Raw genomic sequence first — 22,313 nt, 5'->3', positions numbered from 1 at the left:
GAGTATAGTTTACCAGCTAGCTTTCTTCACGCCGGGAATTTGTCCTTTATAGGCAAGTTCGCGGAAGCAAATACGGCAAAGATGAAATTTACGATAAACTGAATGTGGACGTCCGCAACGTTCACAACGAGTATATTCTTGCGTTGAGAATTTAGCAGGGCGTTTGTTTTTAGCAATCATTGATTTTTTAGCCACGTAGTTCGCCTCCTTTTTTTATTTTTGGAATGGCATGCCTAATTGTGTCAACAATTCACGAGATTCTTCATCTGTGTTTGCTGTTGTTACAATCACGATATCCATACCACGTACTTTGTCGATCAAATCATAATCTACTTCAGGGAAAATCAATTGTTCTTTGATACCTAAAGTGTAGTTTCCGCGTCCGTCGAACGCTTTTTTGCTCACACCGTGGAAGTCACGGACACGTGGCAATGACACACTTACTAGTTTATCTAAGAATTCATACATTCTTTCGCCGCGTAGAGTTACTTTCGCACCGATTGGCATTCCTTCACGTAAACGGAATCCTGCGATAGATTTTTTCGCTTTTGTGATCAATGGTTTTTGACCTGAGATCAATTGTAATTCTTCAACAGCTTTGTCTAAGTTTTTAGCATTAGAAACAGCGTCACCGACACCCATGTTGATAACGATTTTATCAACTTTTGGTGCTTCCATGATTGAGCTGTAGTTAAATTTGTCCATTAATGATGGGACAACTTCTTTTGAATATTTTTCTTTAAGGCGGTTCATCTGTTAGCCCCTCCTTCCTTCATCAGATTATTTATCAAGAACTTCTCCGGTTTTCTTAGAAACGCGGACTTTTTTGCCGTCAACTTCTTTGTAACCGACACGCGTAGCTTCACCGTTCGATGGATCAACCACCATCACGTTAGAAACATGAATTGGTGCTTCCATTTCAACGATTCCGCCTTGAGGAGCAGTTTGAGAAGGTTTTTGGTGTTTTTTTACAACATTGACACCTTCAACAACGACTTTGTCATTTTTAGGAAACGCTGCTAGCACAACGCCTTCTTTGTTTTTGTCTTTACCAGTGATAACTTTAACTTTATCGCCTTTTTTAACAAACATGTTTGTTTCGCACCTCCTTTAGATAAGAATCACTATTACAATACTTCTGGTGCTAGGGAAACGATCTTCATAAAGTTGCCTTCACGCAATTCGCGGGCAACTGGGCCAAAGATACGAGTTCCACGAGGGCTCTTATCGTCACGGATAATAACCGCAGCATTTTCATCGAATTTGATGTATGAACCGTCTGTACGACGAGCTCCTGATTTAGTACGAACGATAACGGCTTTAACGACGTCACCTTTTTTGACAACCCCACCTGGCGTTGCTTGTTTAACCGTAGCAACAATCACGTCACCAATATTGGCAGTTTTACGACCAGATCCGCCAAGGACTTTGATCGTTAGAATTTCACGGGCACCTGAGTTGTCCGCCACTCTTAATCGGCTTTCTGCTTGGATCACGATGTGTATCCTCCTTTCAGATTTTGCAATTCACAATCTATATAGGAAAATCTCGTGTGATTAGATAATCACTGCCTTTTCAACAATCTCTACTAGACGGAAACGTTTCGTAGCTGATAATGGACGAGTTTCCATAATTTTCACGATATCGCCAACTTTTGCTTCGTTGTTTTCATCGTGTGCTTTGTATTTCTTAGAATAGTTCAGACGTTTGCCGTAGATAGGGTGGTTTTTCTTTGTTTCAACGACAACAGAGATAGTTTTATCCATTTTGTCTGATACCACGCGACCTTGGTAAACTTTGCGTTGATTTCTTTCTTCAGTCATACGCTAAATGGCCTCCTTCCACTATTACTTAACTTGTTCACGCAATACTGTTTTAATGCGTGCAATCGATTTACGTACTTCTTTGATACGTGCAGTGTTTTCTAATTGACCTGTTGCTAATTGGAATCTAAGATTGAACAATTCTTCTTTCAATTGTTTTTCTTGATCTAGCATTTCGGCAGTGGTTAATTCTCTGATTTCTTTAACCTTCATTCGATTCACCACCCATTTCCTCACGTTTTACGATCTTCGTTTTCACTGGTAATTTGTGAGAAGCAAGACGTAGCGCTTCGCGCGCAACTTCTTCAGGTACACCGGCAATTTCAAACATGATTTTACCACGTTTAACTGGTGATACCCATCCTTCAGGAGCCCCTTTACCAGAACCCATACGTACCCCGATAGCTTTGGCAGTATAAGATTTGTGAGGGAAAATTTTGATCCATACTTTCCCGCCACGTTTCATATAACGAGTCATTGCGATACGGGCAGCTTCGATTTGACGGTTTGTGATCCAGTGTGATTCAACAGCTTGTAAGCCGTATTCACCGAATGCTACTTCTTTTCCGCCTTTCGCTTCGCCACGCATTTTTCCGCGGAACTCACGACGGTGTTTTACACGTTTAGGTACTAACATGTTTATTTCCCTCCTTTCTCAGTGTTCTTTTTAGTTGGAAGAACTTCTCCACGATAAATCCACACTTTAACTCCTAGTTTTCCGTATGTTGTATCTGCTTCTTCCCATGCGTAATCGATGTCCGCACGTAATGTATGAAGTGGAACGGTTCCTTCTGAGTAACCTTCTGAACGAGCGATATCCGCACCATTTAGACGGCCAGAAACTTGTGTTTTGATTCCTTTAGCGCCAGAACGCATTGTGCGTTGGATCGCTTGTTTTTGAGCACGACGGAAAGCAACACGGTTTTCTAATTGACGTGCGATTCCTTCGCCTACTAATTTAGCATCTAAATCTGGTTTTTTGATTTCAACGATGTTGATGTGAACTCGTTTGCCAGTTAGGCTATTTAATTCTTTTCTTAGGTTTTCGACTTCAGATCCGCCTTTACCGATAACCATACCTGGTTTAGCTGTGTGGATTGAAATATTCACGCGGTTTGCTGCACGCTCGATCTCAACTGTAGACACAGCGGCATCAGCAAGTTTAGATGCGATAAATTTACGGATTTTCAAATCTTCATGTAGAAATTCAGCATACTCTTTTTCAGCATACCATTTAGCATCCCAGTCACGGATGATGCCTACACGCATTCCAATTGGATGTACTTTTTGACCCACTGATTGTCCCTCCTTATTTTTCTGATACGACTACAGTAATATGACTTGTACGTTTGTTGATCGGTGAAGCTGAACCTTTCGCACGTGGACGGAAACGTTTCATCGTTGGTCCTTCGTTTACGAATGCTTCAGAAACAATCAAGTTTTCAACATCTAAGTCAAAATTATTTTCTGCATTGGCAATAGCTGACATCAAGACTTTCTCGATGATTCCAGCTGCTTTGTTTGGTGTGAACTTTAAGATCGCGATTGCTTCAGCAACGCTTTTCCCTCTGATTAAGTCAATAACTAGACGAGATTTACGAGGAGAAACGCGGACTGTTTTAGCAGTTGCTTTCGCTGATGTGATTTGTTCTGCCATTTTTGGATATCCTCCCCTCAAAATTAGCGTCTTGTTTTCTTATCATCGGCAGCATGTCCGCGATAAGTTCTTGTTGGTGCAAATTCACCTAATTTGTGTCCTACCATGTCTTCTTGGATGTAAACTGGTACATGTTTCCGTCCATCATACACAGCAATTGTAAATCCGATAAAATTAGGGAAAATTGTAGAACGACGTGACCAAGTTTTGATCACTTTTTTCTTTTCAGCGCCTTCTTGTGCTTCGACCTTTTTCATCAAATGGTCATCGACAAAAGGTCCTTTTTTCAAACTACGACCCATGGTGTACCTCCTCTCAAAATGTGCGACACACGGTCAAGTATATTACTTAGTTTTACGACGACGAACGATAAGTTTGTCTGATTTTGCTTTTTTGTTACGTGTTTTGTAACCAAGTGCAGGTTGTCCCCAAGGAGAAACTGGTGCTTTACGTCCGATTGGTGCTTTACCTTCACCACCACCGTGTGGGTGATCATTAGGGTTCATTACGCTACCACGTACAGTTGGGCGTTTGCGCATCCAACGAGAACGACCGGCTTTACCGATGTTGATCAATTCGTGTTGTTCATTACCAACAGAACCGATTGTTGCACGACATGATGCTAAGATCATCCGTACTTCACCAGAGTTCAAACGGATCAATACGTATTTGCCTTCTTTACCAAGTACTTGAGCACTTGTTCCAGCTGAACGAATCAATTGTCCACCTTTACCAGGTTTCATTTCGATGTTGTGGATAACAGTACCGACTGGAATGTTTTCTAGTGGTAATGCATTCCCTACTTTAATATCTGCATCTGGACCAGAAACGACAGTCATGCCAACTTCTAATCCTTTAGGTGCTAAGATGTATGCTTTTACTCCATCCTCGTAATGTACTAACGCAATGTTAGCAGAACGGTTTGGATCATATTCAATCGTTTTAACCGTAGCAACGACGTTGTCTTTGTTACGTTTGAAATCGATCAAACGGTATTGACGTTTGTGACCGCCACCTTGATGACGAACCGTGATACGTCCGTTGTTGTTACGACCAGCATTGTTTTTCAAAGGAGCTAACAATGTTTTTTCTGGTGTTGAAGTTGTGATTTCAGCGAAATCAGAACTTGTCATATTACGACGGCCGTTCGTGGTAGGTTTGTACTTTTTAATCGCCACGTCTTTTTCCCTCCCATGTAAAGTTTATGCGTGAGTTGCTTATTCAGCAGCTTCGAAAATTTGGATTTCTTTAGAATCTTCAGTTAAAGTCACAACAGCTTTGCGACGTTTTTTTGTATATCCTGCATATTTACCCATGCGTTTGAATTTCGGACGAACGTTGATGATGTTCACGTTTGCCACTTTCACTCCGTCAAAGGCAGCTTCTACAGCTTGTTTTACTAAAGTTTTGTTAGCTTTTGTGTCCACTTCAAAAGTGTATTTCTTGTCATCCATGGCAAGCATTGATTTTTCAGTGATCACTGGGCGTTTAATAACGTCTAGTAAGTTCATTATGCAAGCACCTCCTCGATCTGAGTAAGAGCAGTTTGTGTCACTAACATTTTGTCGTTAGAAACGATGTCTAAAACACTAATGTTATCAGCAGTAACTACAGAAACTTTTGGCAAGTTGCGCGCAGATAAAGCGGCAAAGTCGTTTTCAGATTCTAAAACTACCAATACTTTAGAGTCAATTGTCAAGTTAGCTAAAACTTGTTTGAATTCTTTTGTTTTTGGAGCATCAAAGCTTAATCCTTCTACTGCTACCAAGTTATTTGAAGCAACTTTTTCTGACAATACAGATTTCATTGCTAAGCGACGAACTTTTTTAGGAAGTTTGTAGCTGTATGAACGTGGTGTTGGTCCGAAGACTACGCCACCTCCACGCCATTGTGGTGAACGGATTGAACCTTGACGGGCACGTCCAGTTCCTTTTTGGCGCCATGGTTTACGGCCACCGCCACGAACGGCACTGCGGTTTTTCACAGCGTGTGTTCCTTGTCTTAATGAAGCGCGTTGCATGATGATTGCATCATAGACAACTGATTCATTTGGTTCGATTCCGAAGATTTCTTCGTTCAATGTAATTTCGCCATTTTGGCTTCCATCTTGTTTGAATAATGCTACATTCGGCATTCCTTAGTTCCTCCTTTCTTCCTATCTACTTATTTAGCTTTCACAGCTGATTTGATTGTAATCAATGATTTTTTCGCGCCAGGTACATTACCTTTGATCAAGATAACGTTGCGTTCTGCGTCTACGCGTACGATTTCCAAGTTTTGGATCGTGATGCGATTTCCGCCCATACGTCCAGCAAGACGTTTGTTTTTGAATACACGGTTAGGTGCAACTGGACCCATTGATCCAGGACGACGGTGGTAACGAGAACCGTGAGCCATTGGTCCGCGGCTTTGTCCGTGACGTTTGATAACGCCTTGGAATCCTTTACCTTTCGAAGTGCCGGTTACATCGATGATGTCTCCTGCTTCAAAAATATCAACTTTGATTTCTGATCCTACTTCTAAGCCCTCTAGCTCTACATTCTTGAATTCGCGAATGAAGCGCTTAGGAGCCGTGTTTGCTTTTGCAACATGACCTTTCGCAGGTTTGTTAGACAAAACTTCACGCATATCTTGGTAGCCGACTTGAATTGCTTCGTAGCCGTCATTTTCGATTGTTTTCACTTGTAGCACTACGTTTGGTGTAGCTTCTACTACAGTTACTGGAATCAATTCGCCAGATTCAGTGAAGATTTGAGTCATTCCCACTTTTTTCCCTAAGATTCCTTTGGTCATGATTACACCTCCATCTTAATTATTATAGTTTGATTTCGATATTAACACCGCTTGGCAAGTCTAGCTTCATTAAAGCATCAACAGTTTTTGGTGTTGGATTCACAATGTCGATTAGACGTTTGTGTGTACGCATTTCGAATTGTTCGCGTGAATCTTTGTATTTGTGCGTCGCACGGATGATCGTGTACAAGCTGCGTTCAGTTGGTAATGGAATTGGACCAGATACGCCAGCTCCAGTTCTCTTTGCAGTTTCTACGATTTTATCCGCTGATTGATCTAAAATACGATGTTCATACGCTTTTAAACGGATACGAATTTTTTGTTTTGCCATTGTTTTCCCTCCTTCGCCTATTTTGAAAAGTAGACATAGCTCCACGAAAATTTTCCGTCACGCTCGTCCATGGCAAAGCGTCCGGGCGTGTCGCAACCTCTCGTTTCGTAGCCGGCAGAAAATTTCTTTGCTGCCAGTGTGACTTACGTATTTACGTAAACAGCACCTTTATGATTATATTACGGATAAACATTGATTGCAAGCTTTTTTTATGGAAAAACCGGGATTCTTTTGCATTTCTTTCAGAAAATTTTCTTTTGGTTTCGTAACACAAAAAAAAGAAGCGTTGACCGCTTCTTTTAAGCACTTCTTCATTTCCTATTTATATAGAAGCAAACCTGCTATTGCGGCGCCTCCTCCTGCATACGGTCTTGGGCGTGGGTATAGGCACCATGCCACACATGACCCACATAAGGATTGATCACCACTCCTTCTTTGATTGCCGCTGTGACAAAGGCTTTCGCTAACCGAACGCTTTCCACGACGGGTTTGCCTTTTGCAAGACCAGCAGCGATCGCAGCTGAAAAGGTGCAGCCTGCCCCGTGATTGAAATCGGTAGCGATTTTTTCACTTTCTAACAAGAGGAAGGATCGCCCATCATAAACAAGGTCAATGGCTTTTGCTCCTGGCAAGCGATGCCCCCCTTTGATCACGACGTATTTAGCACCTAATTCATGGATTTTTTCAGCAGCTTGCTTCATGGCCTCCACACTCGTCAAATCACCCAAACCTGAAAGAATCCCCGCTTCAACTAAATTAGGGGCGACAACATCTGCTAACGGCAACAAATGCGTGATGATGGCATCGACACTTTTCGGCTGTAAGATTTCTGCAGTCCCTTTGCAAGCAATGACAGGATCGATCACCACATTTTTGACTTGCTGCTGCTGGATCATCTGCGCCGCTTGCACAATATTGTCTTCATTGCCTAGCATGCCCGTTTTTAGAGCATCCATCGGATCACCTGCAAAGGCGGAAATCAATTGTTTTTCGACAAGCGCTGTTTCCATCGCTGTTACTTCATGACTCCAACCTGCTTGCGGGTCCATCGTGACGATCGAAGCGATCGCGGCAAAACCAAAGACACCATATTCCTGAAATGTTTTTAAATCTGCTTCGATACCGGCACCTCCGGTTGAATCAGACCCAGCAATTGATATTACTTTTTCCATCTTCCTCATCTCCTTGTGCTTTTTGCTAAGTATAGTCAATCTTCCCCTTGACGAAAAGAGCCATTTGGCTTATTTTTAAACCATCCAATTGAAAAAGGTGGTGCAGGATGGCTTCATCAAGTATCGACAAACAAAAGAAACAACCGATTTACCAGCAGATCGTGACCCATTTTATTGAAGAGATCCAAGCGGGAACCTACGGACCTGGGGATCGTTTGCCACCAGAGCGCAGCCTCGCCCAGACTTTTGGCGTCAATCGTTCCACCGTCGTCAAAGCGTTAGATGAATTGAAAAGCTTAGGATGGATCGAACGAAAACAAGGCAGCGGCTCTCGTGTATTGGAAGGTCGTTGGGGGAACCGCCAAACGCCACTTTCTTATTTGCGCTCGTCTTTAAGCAGCCCTTATCTGCAGCAAGACCCTTACGTTCAACAGATTCAGCATTTGCGCACCGAGAAGGATGTGCTGGATCTGTACACAGGTGATCTACCTGCCGATCTGATCCCCGATTTCACGTTTCCTGCCTTTACCTGGGAAGAGATTCGCAAGGAAAGCACCAAAGTATTACCGACGGGTTATGAACCTTTGCAAGAAATCTTATTGCAGCACCTTGCTGATTCCTTCAATTTGCCCACCAACGGACAAAAACTAGTGATCACTGCTGGATCGACACAAGGAATCACCTTGCTAATGCAAGTCTTATTGCATGCGGGGGATTGTATCGCGACAGAGGACCCTTCTTTCTTGTTCTCTCTCCCCTTGTTTTCCACGATGAATGTCCAGCTGATCGGGATCAAGCAAGATAGCGAAGGGATGCGGCCTGCGGCATTGGAAAAAGTGTTGAAGGAAAAGAAGATCAAATTTGTTTATCTGAATCCCACCTTCCAAAATCCAACGGGTCATACTATGAGTGACCATCGGCGCCAAGCGATCATCCGCCTTTGCCAGACCTACCAAGTACCGATCATAGAAGACGATGTTTTTAGCGAGTTGGCTTTTGATAAAGTACCGCCCAAGCTAAAATCCATGGCTCCCGAAACCGTCATTTATTTAGGCTCGCTTTCCAAATTACTAGGATCATCCATCAAAATCGGCTGGCTTTTGGTGCCAGAAGCGTTAGCCGACCAATTTGCCCAAGCGAAAAAACGGATGGCGATCGATACCACGATCTTCCCGCAAGTCCTTGCCAACATCGCCTTACGCTCCTTTGATTACCACCAGCAACAGCGGACACTGCTTGCAGAAATGGCCCAGCGTCAGCAAGACTTACTCCAACTCTTGCAGGCATTTCAGGAGGATTGGCAATGGCAGCCGACGAAAGGTGGTCTTTACCTGTGGTTGACTTGGCGTCACCGCACATTGACTCGCAAAGATTGGTCACTCTTTTTGGCGAACGATTGCTTAGTAGCACCTGCTTTTCTTTTCAGTAACGATACGAATGGCTTGCGTTTGAACTATACCCGCTTAGCCAAAGATGATTTACCGCTATTTCAAGAACGATTCACAAAAATCACCCAACAGTTAAAGGAGCAAACCTATGAACAAAACCATTGAGCTTTTGCACAATCACCGCACTTACCGACAATTTGACCCTGACTACCGCTTGAGCCAAGAGCAAGTAACCGCGATTTTGACTGCGGCTCGTCAAGCACCTAGCTGGATGAACGGGCAAGCCTATTCGATCTTAGTGATCGACGACCCGCAGATCCGCCAACAAATGGTCGAATGGAATCCTGGCAATCCTCATATCGCAGCAAGTTCACTCTTTCTGCTATTTTTAGCTGATTTAAATCGAACCAAAAAAGTTGCTGACGAAAAGCAGACTCCCTATCCAATCGATGAGGGCTATCAGCCATTATTGATCGCTACCACTGATGCCAGCATCGCTTTGCAATCTGGTGCGATCGCTGCTGAATCACTGGGCTTAGGCACCGTCATTTCCGGCAGTGTCCGCAAAGACAGCGCCAAAATCGCTGAATTGTTGCACTTACCAGAATATGTCTATCCTGTGGCTGGCTTGAGCATCGGGAAACCAATCGTAGAAATGAAGGTCAAACCTCGCTTGCCAGAAGAAGCGGTCATTCATTACAACCATTATCAGGACTATTCTTATGAGGCGATCGAAGCGTACGATCAAACGATGACTGCTTTTGGAGAAGCCCGCGAGACCAAACCATGGTCAGAAAAATTTGCTGGCTTTTACAGCAATCGTCCTGACCAAGGATTTGACGCCTTCTTGAAGAAGCAAAAACTAATAAAATAAAAAGCACCGCTTTCTTTAGCTTCGATGAACCGTAACGGATTCATCAACGCTAGAGAGAGTGGCTTTTTTTCTACAAGAGTCAAAAAAAGAGCAAAAGCGCGTACGCTTTTGCTCTTCGATCAATCAAATTAAGCTTGGATTGAAGTTACAACGCCTGAACCAACAGTACGTCCGCCTTCACGAATTGAGAAACGAGTTCCGTCTTCGATAGCGATTGGGTGGATCAATTCAACGTCGATTGTTACGTTATCACCAGGCATAACCATTTCAGTTCCTTCTGGTAATTCAACAACACCAGTTACGTCAGTTGTACGGAAGTAGAACTGAGGACGGTAGTTAGTGAAGAATGGAGTGTGACGTCCACCTTCTTCTTTTGTTAAAACGTAAACTTCAGCTTTAAATTTTGTATGAGGTGTGATTGTACCAGCTTTAGCTAATACTTGTCCACGTTGGATGTCTTCACGAGCAACCCCACGTAGCAATGCACCAATGTTATCCCCTGCTTCAGCATAGTCTAACAATTTACGGAACATTTCAACACCAGTTACAGTTGTTTTAGCAGTTTCTTCAGCAATACCAACGATTTCAACTTCGTCACCAACGCGAACTTGTCCACGTTCAACACGGCCTGTAGCAACAGTACCACGTCCAGTGATTGAGAATACGTCTTCGACTGGCATCATGAATGGTTTGTCAGTGTCACGTTCTGGAGTTGGAACGTATTCGTCAACTGCAGCCATTAATTCCATGATTTTTTCTTCGTATGAAGCATCGCCTTCAAGAGCTTTCAAAGCAGAACCAGCGATTACAGGAACATCGTCGCCTGGGAAGTCATATTCTGACAATAAGTCACGAACTTCCATTTCAACTAATTCTAGTAATTCTTCGTCATCAACCATATCCATTTTGTTTAAGAAAACAACGATGTATGGTACACCAACGTTACGTGATAACAAGATGTGTTCACGTGTTTGAGGCATAGGACCATCAGCAGCAGATACTACTAAGATCGCGCCGTCCATTTGAGCAGCACCAGTGATCATGTTTTTAACGTAGTCCGCGTGTCCTGGGCAGTCAACGTGAGCATAGTGACGTGCTTCAGTTTCGTACTCAACGTGAGCAGTTGAGATAGTGATTCCGCGTTCGCGTTCTTCTGGAGCGCCATCGATTTGGTCGTAAGCTGAAGCTTGAGCCAAACCTTTTTTAGATAATACAGTTGTGATAGCAGCTGTAAGTGTAGTTTTACCATGGTCAACGTGTCCGATCGTACCAATGTTTACGTGGGGTTTAGAACGGTCAAATTTTTCTTTTGCCATTTTAAAATGTTCCTCCTAAAAATGCAGTTTATTTTTTATATTTGATAGGTAGGGAGCCGCAGCTCCCCATCCCTTATCATCGATAATATTGTACACGAAACTCAGAAAAAAATATAGCTTTTTACTTAATTTCCTATACTTCCATCAATTATTCAGCTTTGCCGCCGTTTTTCTTGATGATTTCTTCTTGAACAGATTTAGGTACATCTTCATAGTGATCAAATGTCATCATGAACGTACCGCGACCTTGTGTTGATGAACGAAGTGTTGTTGCGTAACCGAACATTTCAGCTAATGGCACGATTGCGTTCACGATTTGTGAGTTACCGTGTGCTTCCATTCCTTCTACGCGTCCACGACGAGCAGTTACGTGACCCATAACATCACCTAAGTAATCTTCTGGTACAGTGATAACTACTTTCATCATTGGTTCAAGAATTACTGGGTTTGCTTTCTTCGCTGCAGCACGTAAAGCCATAGAAGCTGCAACACGGAAGGCAGTTTCACTTGAATCGACATCATGGTATGAACCATCATAAAGTTTTGCTTTGATGTCTACTAATGGGTAACCGGCTAAGACACCGTTCGCCATTGAGTCTTCAAGTCCTTTTTCAACTGCTGGGATGTATTCACGAGGAACCACACCACCGACAATCGCGTTTTCGAATTCGAAGCCCTTACCTTCTTCGTTTGGTGTAAATTCGACCCATACGTGACCGTATTGACCTTTACCACCAGACTGACGTACAAATTTACCTTCCGCTTGTGTTGCTGCACGGAATGTTTCACGATAAGAAACTTGAGGCGCACCTACGTTTGCTTCAACTTTAAATTCGCGACGCATACGGTCAACTAAGACGTCCAAGTGAAGTTCTCCCATACCAGCGATAACAGTTTCGCCTGTTTCAGCGTTTGTTTCCACACGGAATGATGGATCTTCTTCAGCAAGTTTTTGTAAAGCAACCCCCATTTTATCTTGGTCAGCTTTTGATTTAGGCTCAACAGCGACTTCGATAACTGGTTCTGGGAATTCGATTGATTCAAGGATTACTGGTGATTTTTCATCACATAGTGTATCCCCAGTTGTTGTGTCTTTCAAACCAACAGCAGCGGCGATATCGCCTGAGTATACTGTTTGGATTTCAGCACGAGTGTTGGCGTGCATTTGTAGGATACGACCGATACGTTCGCGTTTGCCTTTTGAAGCATTCAATACGTATGATCCAGAGTTCAAGATACCTGAATACACACGGAAGAATGTCAAACGACCTACGAATGGGTCAGTCATTACTTTAAATGCTAATGAAGCAAATGGTGCTTCATCGTCAGCCGGACGATCAGTTTCTTCGTCTGTTTTAGGATTGATCCCTTTAATCGCAGGAACATCAAGTGGTGAAGGCAAGTAGTCGATGACTGCATCCAACATCAATTGAACCCCTTTGTTTTTAAAGGCAGATCCGCAAAGAACAGGGAAAAAGTCAACAGTCAATGTTGCTTGACGAATACCAGCTTTCAATTCTTCTTCAGTGATTTCTTCACCTTCCAAGAATTTCATCATTAGTTCTTCATCAGTATCAGCAACAGCTTCGATTAATTTTTCGCGCCATTCTTCAGCTAATTCTACGTATTCTTCAGGAATTTCAGTCTCTTGGATTTCAGTTCCTAAGTCATTTGTGTAGATTTCAGCTTTCATTTTTACTAAGTCGATAATACCAGTAAAGTCATCTTCCGCACCAATTGGTAATTGGATCGGGTGAGCATTTGCTTGTAAACGATCATGTAAAGTTGATACAGAGTATAAGAAGTCTGCACCAATTTTGTCCATTTTGTTACAGAATACAACACGCGGTACGCGGTAATCTGTCGCTTGACGCCAAACTGTTTCTGTTTGAGGTTCTACACCTGATTGTGAGTCCAACACAGTTACAGCACCATCAAGTACACGCAATGAACGTTGAACTTCGATTGTGAAGTCCACGTGTCCTGGTGTGTCGATGATATTTACGCGGTTTTCTTTCCATTGCGCAGTTGTCGCAGCAGAAGTGATTGTGATCCCACGTTCTTGTTCTTGTTCCATCCAGTCCATTTGAGAAGCACCTTCATGTGTTTCACCAATTTTATGGATTTTACCTGTGTAATAAAGGATACGTTCAGTTGTCGTTGTTTTACCAGCGTCAACGTGGGCCATGATCCCGATATTACGAGTTTTTTCTAGCGAAAATTCTCTTGCCATTCTAGGTTGTTCCCCTCTCATTCTTACTTAACTTAAGCTAAGGTTGTCTCAGTACCTTCCAATAAAAAGCAGTGAGGATCTTACCAACGATAGTGAGCAAATGCGCGGTTGGCTTCCGCCATTTTGTGTGTGTCTTCGCGTTTTTTCACAGAAGCACCAGTGTTGTTCGCTGCATCCATGATTTCTTTTGCAAGACGTTCTTCCATTGTGTGTTCGCCACGCAAACGAGCGTAGTTTACCACCCAACGAAGACCTAGAGTTGTACGACGTTCAGGACGTACTTCTACTGGTACTTGGTAGTTAGAACCACCGACACGGCGAGCTTTAACTTCCAATACAGGCATAATGTTTTTCATTGCTTGTTCGAAAACTTCCAATGGATCATTTCCTGTAGATTCTTTGATAATGCCAAAAGCATTGTAGATAATATTTGCAGCAACACCGCGTTTACCATCAACCATTACACGGTTGATCAAACGAGTTACTAATTTTGAGTTATAAATAGGATCTGGTAAAACATCACGTTTTGCAACAGGACCTTTACGAGGCATCCGTAACTCCTCCTTCCGAGATATCAGTTCTGATTTAAATAAGATTCATTTGATCTGTTTGTCTTAAAGATTAAGCTTTAGGACGTTTTGTACCATATTTAGAACGAGATTGTTTACGATCGTTAACACCGGCAGTATCCAATGCACCACGAACGATATGGTAACGTACCCCTGGTAAGTCTTTTACACGTCCACCACGTAACAAGACCACGCTGTGTTCTTGTAAGTTGTGTCCGATACCTGGAATATAAGCTGTCACTTCAATCAAGTTTGACAAACGAACACGCGCATATTTACGTAGAGCTGAGTTCGGTTTTTTCGGTGTCATAGTTCCCACACGAGTAGCTACCCCACGCTTTTGAGGTGAGTTAACATTCGTTTGAGCTTTCTTGAAACTGTTATATCCTTTGTTCAATGCTGGTGAATTTGATTTTTCAACCTTGGATTTACGAGGTTTACGTACTAATTGATTAATTGTAGGCATCCCTAGTTGTCCTCCTTCCTTGATTCGCTTTATAGTCCCACACATCCAGGTGGTTCTTTTTTTGCGATAAAAAATAATGCATTCTCTGCATTCATATCAACTATGCTTTGATAGACAGTCAGCACGTCTCCAACGAGAGACCTGTAGATAAAGCACCTTTGATAGAATATCATGCTTATTCTTACCTGTCAAGTATCCTCCTAGGCTTTTTTCAAAAGAAATCTGTTACGAAAAAATCCGCAAATTTTGCGCTTCTTCCTATATAATAGAGACAAAGCATTTATTTAAAAAAGGCGGGAAGAAAATGAACCTAAAAGAAATGGTCGGCATTGAAGCGGCTAGTTATGTAAAAGATGGCATGGTGGTTGGCTTGGGCACTGGCTCAACAGCCTACTACATGATTGAAGAACTGGGTCGACGGGTAAAAGAAGAAGGTCTATCGATCACGGGTGTCCCAACTTCTTGGGCATCGAAAAAACAAGCAGAAGGATTAGGTATCCCGATTCGCACCATCGATGAAGTGGACGCTGTGGATCTTACGATCGACGGTGCAGATGAGATCAGCCAGGATTATCATGGCATCAAAGGCGGCGGTGCAGCCCTTTTATTCGAAAAAATTGTGGCGTCTAACTCCAAAAAAGTCTTGTGGATCGTTGATGAATCGAAAATGGTCGAAACACTTGGTGCCTTCCCGTTGCCAGTGGAAGTGATCCCTTATGGCAGCCAACAGCTGTTGCGTCTGTTCGAGAAGAAAAACTACCATCCAAAACTGCGTCTGAATGAAGAAGGCGAACCGTTAAAAACCGATTGCAGCAATTACATCATCGATCTTCATCTAGAAACGATTACCGCCCCTACTGAGTTGGCACAGGAATTAGATGCTACAGTGGGCGTGGTTGAACACGGTCTGTTTTTGGATATGGTCCACACGATCATTGTCGGATTGCCTGAAGGCCCGAGTACCAAGCACGTTAGATAAAGGAAACAAAAAAGAGGAGCGATATCGCTTCTCTTTTTTTCGTTATTTTTCTTCAATCGGCTTAATTTTTATTATTTTTTGTGCAAATTACCCTATCATTTAAGAAATAATTATGATACATTCAATAAAAAGGGAAAGGTAGGAGGGTTTATGAAAATCATAGGCTATGCTCGTTCAACGATCACCGACAACTCAACAAGTGAACAATTAAACAAGCTCGAAGAATTCGGGTGTCATGAATTTTTCCATGAGACATTTAGCGTGGAAGAAAGTGAAGAAAATCATTCATTGGAGTCAGTGGTGGCACAAATGCAACCCGGCGACACCTTAGTCGTTACGGAACTGCATCGTTTAGGGAAAACCACCAGACAGCTGACCGATCTCACTGATCTATTAAAACAGCGAGAGCTTCATCTGGTTTCACTGGCAGAACAAATCGATACCCGCGGTCCGATGGGACAGGTTTACTTCAATTTAATGGAAGGACTTGCGATCATGGAACGCTCACTCATCAAAGAGCGCACGCTGGTCGGCTTAAATAAAGCCCGCAAAAAAGGCAAAATTGGCGGTCGTCCAAAAATCGATCCGAAAACGATCAAAAAAATCCGTCAATTGTTCTACGAGAAAAAAGAAACGATTCAATATATTTCTGAAAAATGCGGTGTTTCTGTAGGTACATGCTATAAATACATAAAATTATCCGAAGAAGAATGGAACAAGTTACGTTCATAGTTGTCGACTCCCCCTAGAACAGCATGAAACAAAAGCGGTCCTCTTTTTAATGATCCCCTTTTGTTTTTCCTTAAGAATGGCGTTTTCCCCCAGCTTTTCCTCCAAAACCATGGAAATTCTTTGAGAAAGAGTGTACAATAAATACGGAATTGAAAATTTCAGAAAAATATCGAATATCTAAAGGAGAGTTTTACATGCCAAAATTAGTATTTTCTCGTCATGGACTAAGCGAATGGAACAAATTAAACCAGTTTACCGGTTGGGCTGATGTTGATCTAGCGCCAGAAGGTGTCGAAGAAGCAATCGAAGGCGGACGTAAAATCAAAGAAGCAGGCATCGAATTTGACGTTGCTTACACATCTGTTTTAACTCGTGCCATCAAAACTTGTAATTACATTTTAGAATATTCTGATCAACTTTGGGTACCAACGATCAAATCATGGCGCTTAAACGAACGTCATTACGGTAAATTACAAGGTTTAAATAAAAAAGAAACTGCTGAAAAATACGGTGACGAACAAGTACACATCTGGCGTCGTTCTTACGATGTTTTACCTCCATTGATGGAAGCTTCAGATGAAGGTTCTGCTGCAAACGACCGTCGTTATGCAATGCTTGACCCTCGCGACGTACCTGGTGGAGAAAACTTAAAAGTTACTTTAGAACGTGCATTGCCTTTCTGGCAAGATGAAATCGCCCCAGCATTAAAAGACGACAAAACTGTCTTAGTTGCGGCTCACGGAAACTCTCTACGTGCATTAGCAAAACATATCGAAGGTATTTCTGACGAAGATATCATGGATCTTGAGATCCCAACTGGTCAACCACTTGTTTATGAATTGAACGATGATTTGACTGTTGCGAAAAAATACTACTTATAAGCCTCGCTTATCGCTGCCCTTTTTTAAAAAAGGGCAGTTTTTTTATTGGCATTTCCTCCCCCCTCTTTTATAATTGAGGGCGTACTCGAAAGGAGCTTACTATGAAACTAGTCAAAAATGATACCGTTTTATTTTTAGGTGACAGCATCACAGATTGCGATCGTGATCGCCAAGATCCCCACGATTTAGGACATGGGTTTGCCCGTCTCGTTGCCGATCAGCTGGCAGAAACATTCCCCACTGCAGGATTTACCTTTTATAATCGGGGGATCGGCGGCAACAAAGCTGCCGACGTCTTAGCCCGTCTCCAAGAAGATTGCCTTCAATTAGCACCTGACGTCTTGGTCTTTATGATTGGGATCAACGACACGTGGCACAATGCCGGTGGTCCCGATTTTGGTTCAGAAGAGGCCGCAACGTCCTTTGAGGAAACCTACCGTCAAATTCTGGAACAAGTGACCCAACAGGGGATCACGCGCATTTTCTTACTGGAACCTTTTGTTTTGCCATATCCTGAAGATCGTCAAACCTGGCGGATCGATCTTGATCCGAAAATCCAAATCGTTCGTCACTTAGCTGCCGCCTTTCATTGTCAGCTGCTGCCGCTGGATGGCTTGTTTGCCGAAGCAGCCGTTGCTAGCTCCCCGCAGGCACTGACAGGTGATGACGGGGTGCACCCCACTCCTGCTGGACACGCCTTAATTGCAGATCAGCTAATGGCCCGTTTGGCTTTTTCTTCTGAAGGGTAAATAAACAGACCGCTCCGCGACAACCAAGTCGCAGGAACGGTCTTTTTTATGATTAAAGATAGGTTGAAGGAGTCAAGGAATCTTGGTAGATTGCAATCACGTCTTCTTCTTGCAGCGGTACATACGCATTTGTTGCAATAGAGCTGAATTGAACTGCTTGAGCCGCCATTTCAGCAAAATGGGTGTCATCGGCGATCCCTACTTCTGGCAAAGTCATCGGAATATCGCAAGAAGCAAAAAAGTCATACAGTTTTTGAATCCCCATTCGGGCAGCTAATTCTGGCACTGCTTCTTGGACACCAAAGACTTCTCTAGCAAACCGCGCAAATTTCGGCGCCGTTTCTTCATTCAATACATGAAGCATCCAGCGTGGGGTCAGGATCGCTAAGCCGATGCCATGGGTAATGTCATAAAACGCACTCAACTCATGCTCCATCGCATGACAAGACCAAGCACCACCCTTGCCGCTTCCAGTCAAACCATTTAAGGCTAAGGTGCTCGCCCACATCAAATTCGCCCGTGCATCATAGTCTGTGGGGTCATTTAATGCGATGGGCAGATTTTTAATGACTGCTTTTAGCAATCCTTCTGCTACACCGTCTTGGACATCTGTTCCTTCTGTTTTACTGAAATAATTTTCAATCAGATGGCTCATGATATCCGCTGAACCGGCAGCCGTTTGATAGCGACTGACACTAAAGGTCGTTGTTGGATCTAAAAAAGATACTTTCGGTAAAAATTCGGGTCCGTGAACACCAAGTTTTTGTTTCGTTTCTAGATTAGAGATCACCGCGCCGCGATTCATTTCACTGCCAGTAGCCGCAAGGGTCAAGATCGTTACTAATGGAATCGCTGGTCCTTGATAGCTTCTGGAAAGAACTAAGTCCCAAGGCTCTTGCTCACTGCAAGCTGCCCCAGCGATCACTTTGCTGCAATCAATTACAGAACCGCCGCCAACAGCTAAAATGACGTCGATCTTTTCTGAACGACAAAGAGCGGCTCCTTGACGAACGGTTTCGATTCGTGGATTTGGATCGACACCAGTCAATTCAGTGACTTGATTGCCGTTGGCAGTCAATTGCGCCATGACTGCATCGTACAAACCGTTTTTCTTGATACTGCCGCCACCATAGACTAGCAAGACGTTTTTTCCAAATGTATTCAGTACTTCTGGCAGCTCGTTCAGACGGTCTTTCCCAAAACGAATGTCCGTCGTTACATGAAACGTAAAATTATTCATTGTCTCGTCTCCTTTTTACACCTTTTCTTTTCATTAAACCATTTTCTGGCAAAAGTGCAACGCTTCTTCGTGGCTTTTGGCCAACAAAAAAAGATAACACATTCTCGGTTGCATGCAAACCAATACGATTTGGCTGCTTGCTCTATCAAAAGCAAGCAGCCTTCGCATCGTTCATGCACCGATCCTGCGGTATCTTTTTTACGCGATCGCTGTTTCTAAGCCAACTTTGATCATGTCGTTAAATGTCGTTTGTCTTTCTTCTGGCGTTGTTTCTTCTCCAGTGATGATGTGGTCGCTGACGGTACAGATCGCTAAAGTTTGAACGTGGAATTTCGCCCCTAAATAGTATAAGGCTGCGGCTTCCATCTCAACACCCATCACCCCAAGGTCTGCCAACTGTAACGTTTCCGTCATGTCATCTTTGTAGAAGGTATCTTCAGATAAGATGTTACCGACGTGAGTCGTAAATCCTGATTCAATCGCTGTATCATAGGCTTTACGCAACAGTGCAAAGTCAGCAATTGGTGGGAAATGGAAACTTTGGAAGTTTTTTGCTACCATCGATGAACTTGTTGCTGCCGCTTGGGCAATCACAAGATCACGCACGTGGACATCTTTTGAGATGGCACCACACGTACCGACCCGAATCAATTTCTTCACGCCGTAAGAGTTGATCAATTCATGGGCATAGATACTCGCTGAAGGCATGCCCATGCCGGTTCCTTGGACAGAGACCCGCTCGCCCTTATAAACGCCTGTATAGCCCAACATCCCCCGAACGTTGTTGTAACAGATCGGGTCTTCTAAAAATGATTCAGCAATATATTTTGCCCGCAGTGGATCACCTGGTAACAAGATTTTGTCTGCGATCTCGCCTGCTTTTGCTTCGATATGAACGCTCATTCGTTTTTCTCCTTTGGTCTGCTTTTTATAGTACTGCTAACGTTTCTTTGATCAACGCTTTAAATTCTGCCTTGACCCGTTCCGTCGTTTCCACGACTTCTTCATGATTCAAGCTCGCTTGCATACCAGCAGCCAAGTTTGTGATACAAGAAACACCTAAGACTTTCAAGCCACTGTGAACAGCAACGATCACTTCCGGGACAGTCGACATACCGACAGCATCGGCACCGATCGTCCGAGCAAAGCGGATCTCTGCTGGCGTTTCATACGTAGGACCTGAGAAGCCCATATAAACGCCTTCTTTTAAGTGCAATCCTTTTGATGCACCAACTTTTTGTGCCGCTTCCCGATAAGGCAAATGGTAGGCTTGGCTCATATCTGGGAAACGTGGCCCCATTTCTTCTTCGTTTTCACCAATCAGTGGGTTGTCCCCCATAAAGTTGATTTGATCGGTGATCAACATCAAGTCTCCCGGCTGGAAGCTTTCGTTTACGCCGCCACAGGCATTGGTCACGACTAAAGAGTGAGCTTTCAATGCCGCCATCACACGGACGGGGTAAGTAACCGTCTGCATCGAATGGCCTTCATAATAATGGAATCGTCCTTGCATCGCTAAGACTTTTTTCCCAGCTAATGTTCCATAGACCAATTGTCCTGCATGACCGACCACTGTCGAAACAGGAAAATGCGGGATATCGTTGTAAGGCAACACGATTGGGTTTTCGATCTCATCGGCTAATTCACCTAAGCCAGATCCTAAAATCAACCCAAATTCCACTTCACCGACGCCGCTTTCTTGGATAAATGCCGTTGTTTCTTGTAATTTCTCATGCAACGTTGTCATTTCATCACCTCTAGTTTAAATGTTGTAAAAAGCTTGTTCCGTTTTCTGTAGCTGAAACACCAAAGTTTTCAGCGATCGTTGCGGAAATATCCGCATAGTAGCCTTGTGGCAATTTTCCTTGGCCTTGGAATTTCTTGCTGTACGCTAGTAATGGCACATATTCTCTCGTGTGATCCGTTCCCGTAAAGGTTGGGTCATTGCCGTGGTCAGCTGTGATCAACAGCAGATCCTCGTCTCCCATTGCTTCTAAGAGTTCTGGAATACGCAAATCAAAATCTTCAATGGCGTGGGCATACCCTACGACATCGCGACGGTGACCATAAAGCGCATCGAAGTCGACTAAGTTCGTAAAGCTTAGACCCGTAAAGTCTTGTTTCATCACCTTCAGTAATTGATCCACACCGTCCATATTGCTCTTCGTCCGTACAGAATCGGTGATTCCTTGCCCGTTGAAGATATCATTGATTTTCCCAACGGCGATCACGTCTTTTCCAGCTTCTTTCAATGAATCTAACACTGTATGGCCAAATGGATCGAGTGCGTAGTCATGACGATTGCTCGTACGAGTAAAGTTTCCAGGCTCACCGACATAAGGACGCGCGATGATACGGCCGATCATATACGGCTCATCTTTCGTGATATCCCGAACGTACTGACAAATACGATACAATTCTTCTAATGGAATGATTTCCTCATGAGCGGCGATCTGCAACACTGGGTCAGCCGAAGTGTAAACGATCAGATCCCCGGTCTTCATTTGATGTTCGCCAAAGTCATCAATGACTGCTGTCCCAGAATATGGCGCATTGCAGACGATTTTGCGTCCAGAGAACGCTTCGATCTGTTGCAATAATTCATCGGGAAACCCATCTGGAAATACGCGGAAAGGCTTTTGGATATTCAAGCCCATGATCTCCCAGTGACCCGTCATCGTATCTTTCCCAACAGAAACTTCTTCCAATTTGGTTGCATACCCATCATGGTCAGCTACCGCCTTTACGCCTTCTAAAGGACGAATCGTACCTAGGCCTAATTGTTCCAAGTGAGGGATCGTTAAGCCTGCTTCTTTTGCAATATGGCCTAATGTATCTGAACCGACATCACCAAAAGCTGCCGCATCAGGTGCTTCACCAATTCCGACTGAATCCATCACGATCAAGTGTACACGTTTAAACATTCTATTCCCTACTTTCTTTATTTTATGCTTTTTCAAGCGGATCTACTACCTCTATCATACTAAACTTAAGCAAAAATTGCGCTGGGTTGCTTTGGAAATTTCCTGACGCTTTCCTTTCACCCAGAGGATAGAAAAAGGGCAGGACACAGCAACACATTCATGTCCCATAGCCCCACCCTTTCATAC

Annotated in this window: 30 protein-coding genes; 6 read left to right on the top strand and 24 right to left on the bottom strand. The window is 43.4% G+C overall.

The annotated features are described in order from the left end of the window. Window positions 1-9: 9 nt before the first annotated feature. From IGI69_RS01375 to thiD, 16 genes are all read right to left on the bottom strand, one after another. Window positions 10-195, bottom strand: a complete 186-nt coding sequence (locus tag IGI69_RS01375; protein WP_003128010.1) for a type Z 30S ribosomal protein S14 — start codon at window positions 193-195, stop codon at window positions 10-12. An 18-nt stretch (window positions 196-213) separates the two neighbouring features. Continuing rightward, complete coding sequence (gene rplE, locus IGI69_RS01370; protein ID WP_005227088.1) at window positions 214-753, bottom strand: 50S ribosomal protein L5; 540 nt, start codon at window positions 751-753, stop codon at window positions 214-216. 27 nt (window positions 754-780) lie between these two features. Beyond that, window positions 781-1,092, bottom strand: coding sequence for a 50S ribosomal protein L24 (gene rplX / locus IGI69_RS01365; RefSeq protein ID WP_005232526.1), 312 nt, complete (start codon window positions 1,090-1,092; stop codon window positions 781-783). Between the two features lie 35 nt (window positions 1,093-1,127). Then, the gene (rplN, locus tag IGI69_RS01360) at window positions 1,128-1,496 is read right to left on the bottom strand and encodes a 50S ribosomal protein L14 (protein ID WP_003128006.1); all 369 of its coding nucleotides are present in this window, start codon (window positions 1,494-1,496) and stop codon (window positions 1,128-1,130) included. A gap of 60 nt (window positions 1,497-1,556) precedes the next feature. Then, window positions 1,557-1,823, bottom strand: a complete 267-nt coding sequence (gene rpsQ, locus IGI69_RS01355) for a 30S ribosomal protein S17 (RefSeq protein ID WP_005232528.1) — start codon at window positions 1,821-1,823, stop codon at window positions 1,557-1,559. Between the two features lie 24 nt (window positions 1,824-1,847). Continuing rightward, window positions 1,848-2,036 (bottom strand): 50S ribosomal protein L29, encoded by a 189-nt coding sequence (gene rpmC / locus IGI69_RS01350; RefSeq protein ID WP_005232529.1) that lies wholly within the window; start codon window positions 2,034-2,036, stop codon window positions 1,848-1,850. Next, window positions 2,026-2,460 carry a 50S ribosomal protein L16 gene (gene rplP, locus IGI69_RS01345; protein ID WP_005226918.1) on the bottom strand — a complete coding sequence of 145 codons (435 nt, stop codon included), beginning with the start codon at window positions 2,458-2,460 and terminating at the stop codon, window positions 2,026-2,028. The genes rpmC and rplP overlap by 11 nt, the downstream gene beginning before the upstream one ends. A 2-nt stretch (window positions 2,461-2,462) precedes the next feature. Then, a complete protein-coding gene (rpsC, locus tag IGI69_RS01340; protein WP_005226916.1) occupies window positions 2,463-3,119 on the bottom strand; it encodes a 30S ribosomal protein S3 in 657 nt (218 codons plus the stop codon). Window positions 3,120-3,132: 13 nt separating this feature from the next. Further along, window positions 3,133-3,480, bottom strand: coding sequence for a 50S ribosomal protein L22 (gene rplV / locus IGI69_RS01335; protein WP_003127973.1), 348 nt, complete (start codon window positions 3,478-3,480; stop codon window positions 3,133-3,135). Window positions 3,481-3,503: 23 nt separating this feature from the next. Then, complete coding sequence (gene rpsS / locus IGI69_RS01330) at window positions 3,504-3,782, bottom strand: 30S ribosomal protein S19 (protein ID WP_005226914.1); 279 nt, start codon at window positions 3,780-3,782, stop codon at window positions 3,504-3,506. 42 nt (window positions 3,783-3,824) lie between these two features. Next, on the bottom strand, window positions 3,825-4,658 hold the full coding sequence (gene rplB, locus IGI69_RS01325; protein ID WP_005226912.1) for a 50S ribosomal protein L2: 834 nt from the start codon (window positions 4,656-4,658) through the stop codon (window positions 3,825-3,827). A 39-nt stretch (window positions 4,659-4,697) separates the two neighbouring features. Further along, a complete protein-coding gene (locus IGI69_RS01320; RefSeq protein ID WP_005226911.1) occupies window positions 4,698-4,991 on the bottom strand; it encodes a 50S ribosomal protein L23 in 294 nt (97 codons plus the stop codon). Continuing rightward, window positions 4,991-5,614: a 50S ribosomal protein L4 gene (gene rplD, locus IGI69_RS01315; RefSeq protein ID WP_005226910.1), complete on the bottom strand. Its 624-nt coding sequence runs from the start codon at window positions 5,612-5,614 to the stop codon at window positions 4,991-4,993. The genes IGI69_RS01320 and rplD overlap by 1 nt, the downstream gene beginning before the upstream one ends. Before the next feature lie 29 nt (window positions 5,615-5,643). Further along, entirely contained in the window at window positions 5,644-6,273 is a 630-nt protein-coding gene (gene rplC / locus IGI69_RS01310) for a 50S ribosomal protein L3 (protein ID WP_003127967.1), read from the bottom strand. Between the two features lie 22 nt (window positions 6,274-6,295). After that, entirely contained in the window at window positions 6,296-6,604 is a 309-nt protein-coding gene (rpsJ, locus tag IGI69_RS01305) for a 30S ribosomal protein S10 (protein WP_003127966.1), read from the bottom strand. Window positions 6,605-6,945: 341 nt separating this feature from the next. Beyond that, window positions 6,946-7,776 (bottom strand): bifunctional hydroxymethylpyrimidine kinase/phosphomethylpyrimidine kinase, encoded by an 831-nt coding sequence (gene thiD / locus IGI69_RS01300; RefSeq protein ID WP_438739447.1) that lies wholly within the window; start codon window positions 7,774-7,776, stop codon window positions 6,946-6,948. Window positions 7,777-7,883: 107 nt separating this feature from the next. On the opposite strand from thiD, the gene IGI69_RS01295 reads away from it, so the two are divergent. After that, a complete protein-coding gene (locus tag IGI69_RS01295) occupies window positions 7,884-9,329 on the top strand; it encodes a PLP-dependent aminotransferase family protein (RefSeq protein ID WP_201691069.1) in 1,446 nt (481 codons plus the stop codon). After that, window positions 9,313-10,038: a nitroreductase family protein gene (locus IGI69_RS01290; protein WP_438739444.1), complete on the top strand. Its 726-nt coding sequence runs from the start codon at window positions 9,313-9,315 to the stop codon at window positions 10,036-10,038. Before IGI69_RS01295 ends, IGI69_RS01290 begins: the two co-directional genes overlap by 17 nt. A 128-nt stretch (window positions 10,039-10,166) precedes the next feature. Here IGI69_RS01290 and tuf read toward each other — a convergent pair whose 3' ends face one another. From tuf to rpsL, 4 genes are all read right to left on the bottom strand, one after another. Next, window positions 10,167-11,354 (bottom strand): elongation factor Tu, encoded by a 1,188-nt coding sequence (gene tuf / locus IGI69_RS01285; protein WP_005226902.1) that lies wholly within the window; start codon window positions 11,352-11,354, stop codon window positions 10,167-10,169. Window positions 11,355-11,502: 148 nt separating this feature from the next. Then, window positions 11,503-13,587 carry an elongation factor G gene (gene fusA, locus IGI69_RS01280; protein WP_005226900.1) on the bottom strand — a complete coding sequence of 695 codons (2,085 nt, stop codon included), beginning with the start codon at window positions 13,585-13,587 and terminating at the stop codon, window positions 11,503-11,505. 80 nt (window positions 13,588-13,667) lie between these two features. Further along, a complete protein-coding gene (gene rpsG / locus IGI69_RS01275) occupies window positions 13,668-14,138 on the bottom strand; it encodes a 30S ribosomal protein S7 (RefSeq protein ID WP_003127957.1) in 471 nt (156 codons plus the stop codon). A gap of 70 nt (window positions 14,139-14,208) precedes the next feature. Continuing rightward, the gene (rpsL, locus tag IGI69_RS01270) at window positions 14,209-14,622 is read right to left on the bottom strand and encodes a 30S ribosomal protein S12 (protein WP_003127956.1); all 414 of its coding nucleotides are present in this window, start codon (window positions 14,620-14,622) and stop codon (window positions 14,209-14,211) included. A gap of 304 nt (window positions 14,623-14,926) precedes the next feature. On the opposite strand from rpsL, the gene rpiA reads away from it, so the two are divergent. The 4 genes from rpiA (at window position 14,927) to IGI69_RS01250 (ending at window position 17,963) form a co-directional block, all read left to right on the top strand. Further along, window positions 14,927-15,601, top strand: a complete 675-nt coding sequence (rpiA, locus tag IGI69_RS01265) for a ribose-5-phosphate isomerase RpiA (protein WP_010748612.1) — start codon at window positions 14,927-14,929, stop codon at window positions 15,599-15,601. A gap of 150 nt (window positions 15,602-15,751) precedes the next feature. Continuing rightward, complete coding sequence (locus IGI69_RS01260; protein ID WP_438739442.1) at window positions 15,752-16,333, top strand: recombinase family protein; 582 nt, start codon at window positions 15,752-15,754, stop codon at window positions 16,331-16,333. A 194-nt stretch (window positions 16,334-16,527) separates the two neighbouring features. Then, entirely contained in the window at window positions 16,528-17,214 is a 687-nt protein-coding gene (gpmA, locus tag IGI69_RS01255) for a 2,3-diphosphoglycerate-dependent phosphoglycerate mutase (protein ID WP_005226871.1), read from the top strand. 101 nt (window positions 17,215-17,315) lie between these two features. Further along, a complete protein-coding gene (locus IGI69_RS01250; protein ID WP_438739440.1) occupies window positions 17,316-17,963 on the top strand; it encodes an SGNH/GDSL hydrolase family protein in 648 nt (215 codons plus the stop codon). Between the two features lie 52 nt (window positions 17,964-18,015). Here the strand turns inward: IGI69_RS01250 and IGI69_RS01245 are convergent, their stop codons facing one another. The 4 genes from IGI69_RS01245 to deoB form a co-directional block, all read right to left on the bottom strand. Next, window positions 18,016-19,203 (bottom strand): iron-containing alcohol dehydrogenase, encoded by a 1,188-nt coding sequence (locus IGI69_RS01245; RefSeq protein ID WP_010748609.1) that lies wholly within the window; start codon window positions 19,201-19,203, stop codon window positions 18,016-18,018. 198 nt (window positions 19,204-19,401) lie between these two features. Further along, window positions 19,402-20,106, bottom strand: coding sequence for a purine-nucleoside phosphorylase (gene deoD / locus IGI69_RS01240; protein ID WP_438739438.1), 705 nt, complete (start codon window positions 20,104-20,106; stop codon window positions 19,402-19,404). A gap of 25 nt (window positions 20,107-20,131) precedes the next feature. Beyond that, entirely contained in the window at window positions 20,132-20,950 is an 819-nt protein-coding gene (locus IGI69_RS01235; protein WP_005226849.1) for a purine-nucleoside phosphorylase, read from the bottom strand. 10 nt (window positions 20,951-20,960) lie between these two features. After that, on the bottom strand, window positions 20,961-22,127 hold the full coding sequence (gene deoB, locus IGI69_RS01230; protein WP_015508806.1) for a phosphopentomutase: 1,167 nt from the start codon (window positions 22,125-22,127) through the stop codon (window positions 20,961-20,963). Between the last annotated feature and the right edge of the window lie 186 nt (window positions 22,128-22,313).

This window comes from Enterococcus sp. DIV1083b (assembly GCF_051713705.1).
Classification (GTDB): Bacteria; Bacillota; Bacilli; order Lactobacillales; family Enterococcaceae; genus Enterococcus_D; species Enterococcus_D casseliflavus.
The sequence above is the reverse complement of the archived record's forward strand: the minus strand, read 5'-3'. Positions and strand labels throughout refer to the sequence as shown.

What these genes read in the sequence shown, in the direction of transcription:
- tuf (WP_005226902.1), bottom strand. Translation starts at nt 11,354, where the DNA reads ATGGCAAAAGAAAAATTTGACCGTTCTAAACCCCACGTAAACATTGGT.
- IGI69_RS01295 (WP_201691069.1), top strand. Translation starts at nt 7,884, where the DNA reads ATGGCTTCATCAAGTATCGACAAACAAAAGAAACAACCGATTTACCAG.
- IGI69_RS01320 (WP_005226911.1), bottom strand. Translation starts at nt 4,991, where the DNA reads ATGAACTTACTAGACGTTATTAAACGCCCAGTGATCACTGAAAAATCA.
- rplX (WP_005232526.1), bottom strand. Translation starts at nt 1,092, where the DNA reads ATGTTTGTTAAAAAAGGCGATAAAGTTAAAGTTATCACTGGTAAAGAC.
- IGI69_RS01260 (WP_438739442.1), top strand. Translation starts at nt 15,752, where the DNA reads ATGAAAATCATAGGCTATGCTCGTTCAACGATCACCGACAACTCAACA.
- IGI69_RS01235 (WP_005226849.1), bottom strand. Translation starts at nt 20,950, where the DNA reads ATGACAACGTTGCATGAGAAATTACAAGAAACAACGGCATTTATCCAA.
- deoB (WP_015508806.1), bottom strand. Translation starts at nt 22,127, where the DNA reads ATGTTTAAACGTGTACACTTGATCGTGATGGATTCAGTCGGAATTGGT.
- rplV (WP_003127973.1), bottom strand. Translation starts at nt 3,480, where the DNA reads ATGGCAGAACAAATCACATCAGCGAAAGCAACTGCTAAAACAGTCCGC.
- rplC (WP_003127967.1), bottom strand. Translation starts at nt 6,273, where the DNA reads ATGACCAAAGGAATCTTAGGGAAAAAAGTGGGAATGACTCAAATCTTC.
- rpsL (WP_003127956.1), bottom strand. Translation starts at nt 14,622, where the DNA reads ATGCCTACAATTAATCAATTAGTACGTAAACCTCGTAAATCCAAGGTT.
- rpmC (WP_005232529.1), bottom strand. Translation starts at nt 2,036, where the DNA reads ATGAAGGTTAAAGAAATCAGAGAATTAACCACTGCCGAAATGCTAGAT.
- rplD (WP_005226910.1), bottom strand. Translation starts at nt 5,614, where the DNA reads ATGCCGAATGTAGCATTATTCAAACAAGATGGAAGCCAAAATGGCGAA.
- IGI69_RS01290 (WP_438739444.1), top strand. Translation starts at nt 9,313, where the DNA reads ATGAACAAAACCATTGAGCTTTTGCACAATCACCGCACTTACCGACAA.
- rpsG (WP_003127957.1), bottom strand. Translation starts at nt 14,138, where the DNA reads ATGCCTCGTAAAGGTCCTGTTGCAAAACGTGATGTTTTACCAGATCCT.
- rplE (WP_005227088.1), bottom strand. Translation starts at nt 753, where the DNA reads ATGAACCGCCTTAAAGAAAAATATTCAAAAGAAGTTGTCCCATCATTA.
- IGI69_RS01250 (WP_438739440.1), top strand. Translation starts at nt 17,316, where the DNA reads ATGAAACTAGTCAAAAATGATACCGTTTTATTTTTAGGTGACAGCATC.
- IGI69_RS01245 (WP_010748609.1), bottom strand. Translation starts at nt 19,203, where the DNA reads ATGAATAATTTTACGTTTCATGTAACGACGGACATTCGTTTTGGGAAA.
- gpmA (WP_005226871.1), top strand. Translation starts at nt 16,528, where the DNA reads ATGCCAAAATTAGTATTTTCTCGTCATGGACTAAGCGAATGGAACAAA.
- fusA (WP_005226900.1), bottom strand. Translation starts at nt 13,587, where the DNA reads ATGGCAAGAGAATTTTCGCTAGAAAAAACTCGTAATATCGGGATCATG.
- rpsJ (WP_003127966.1), bottom strand. Translation starts at nt 6,604, where the DNA reads ATGGCAAAACAAAAAATTCGTATCCGTTTAAAAGCGTATGAACATCGT.
- thiD (WP_438739447.1), bottom strand. Translation starts at nt 7,776, where the DNA reads ATGGAAAAAGTAATATCAATTGCTGGGTCTGATTCAACCGGAGGTGCC.
- rpsS (WP_005226914.1), bottom strand. Translation starts at nt 3,782, where the DNA reads ATGGGTCGTAGTTTGAAAAAAGGACCTTTTGTCGATGACCATTTGATG.
- rpsQ (WP_005232528.1), bottom strand. Translation starts at nt 1,823, where the DNA reads ATGACTGAAGAAAGAAATCAACGCAAAGTTTACCAAGGTCGCGTGGTA.
- deoD (WP_438739438.1), bottom strand. Translation starts at nt 20,106, where the DNA reads ATGAGCGTTCATATCGAAGCAAAAGCAGGCGAGATCGCAGACAAAATC.
- rpiA (WP_010748612.1), top strand. Translation starts at nt 14,927, where the DNA reads ATGAACCTAAAAGAAATGGTCGGCATTGAAGCGGCTAGTTATGTAAAA.
- rplP (WP_005226918.1), bottom strand. Translation starts at nt 2,460, where the DNA reads ATGTTAGTACCTAAACGTGTAAAACACCGTCGTGAGTTCCGCGGAAAA.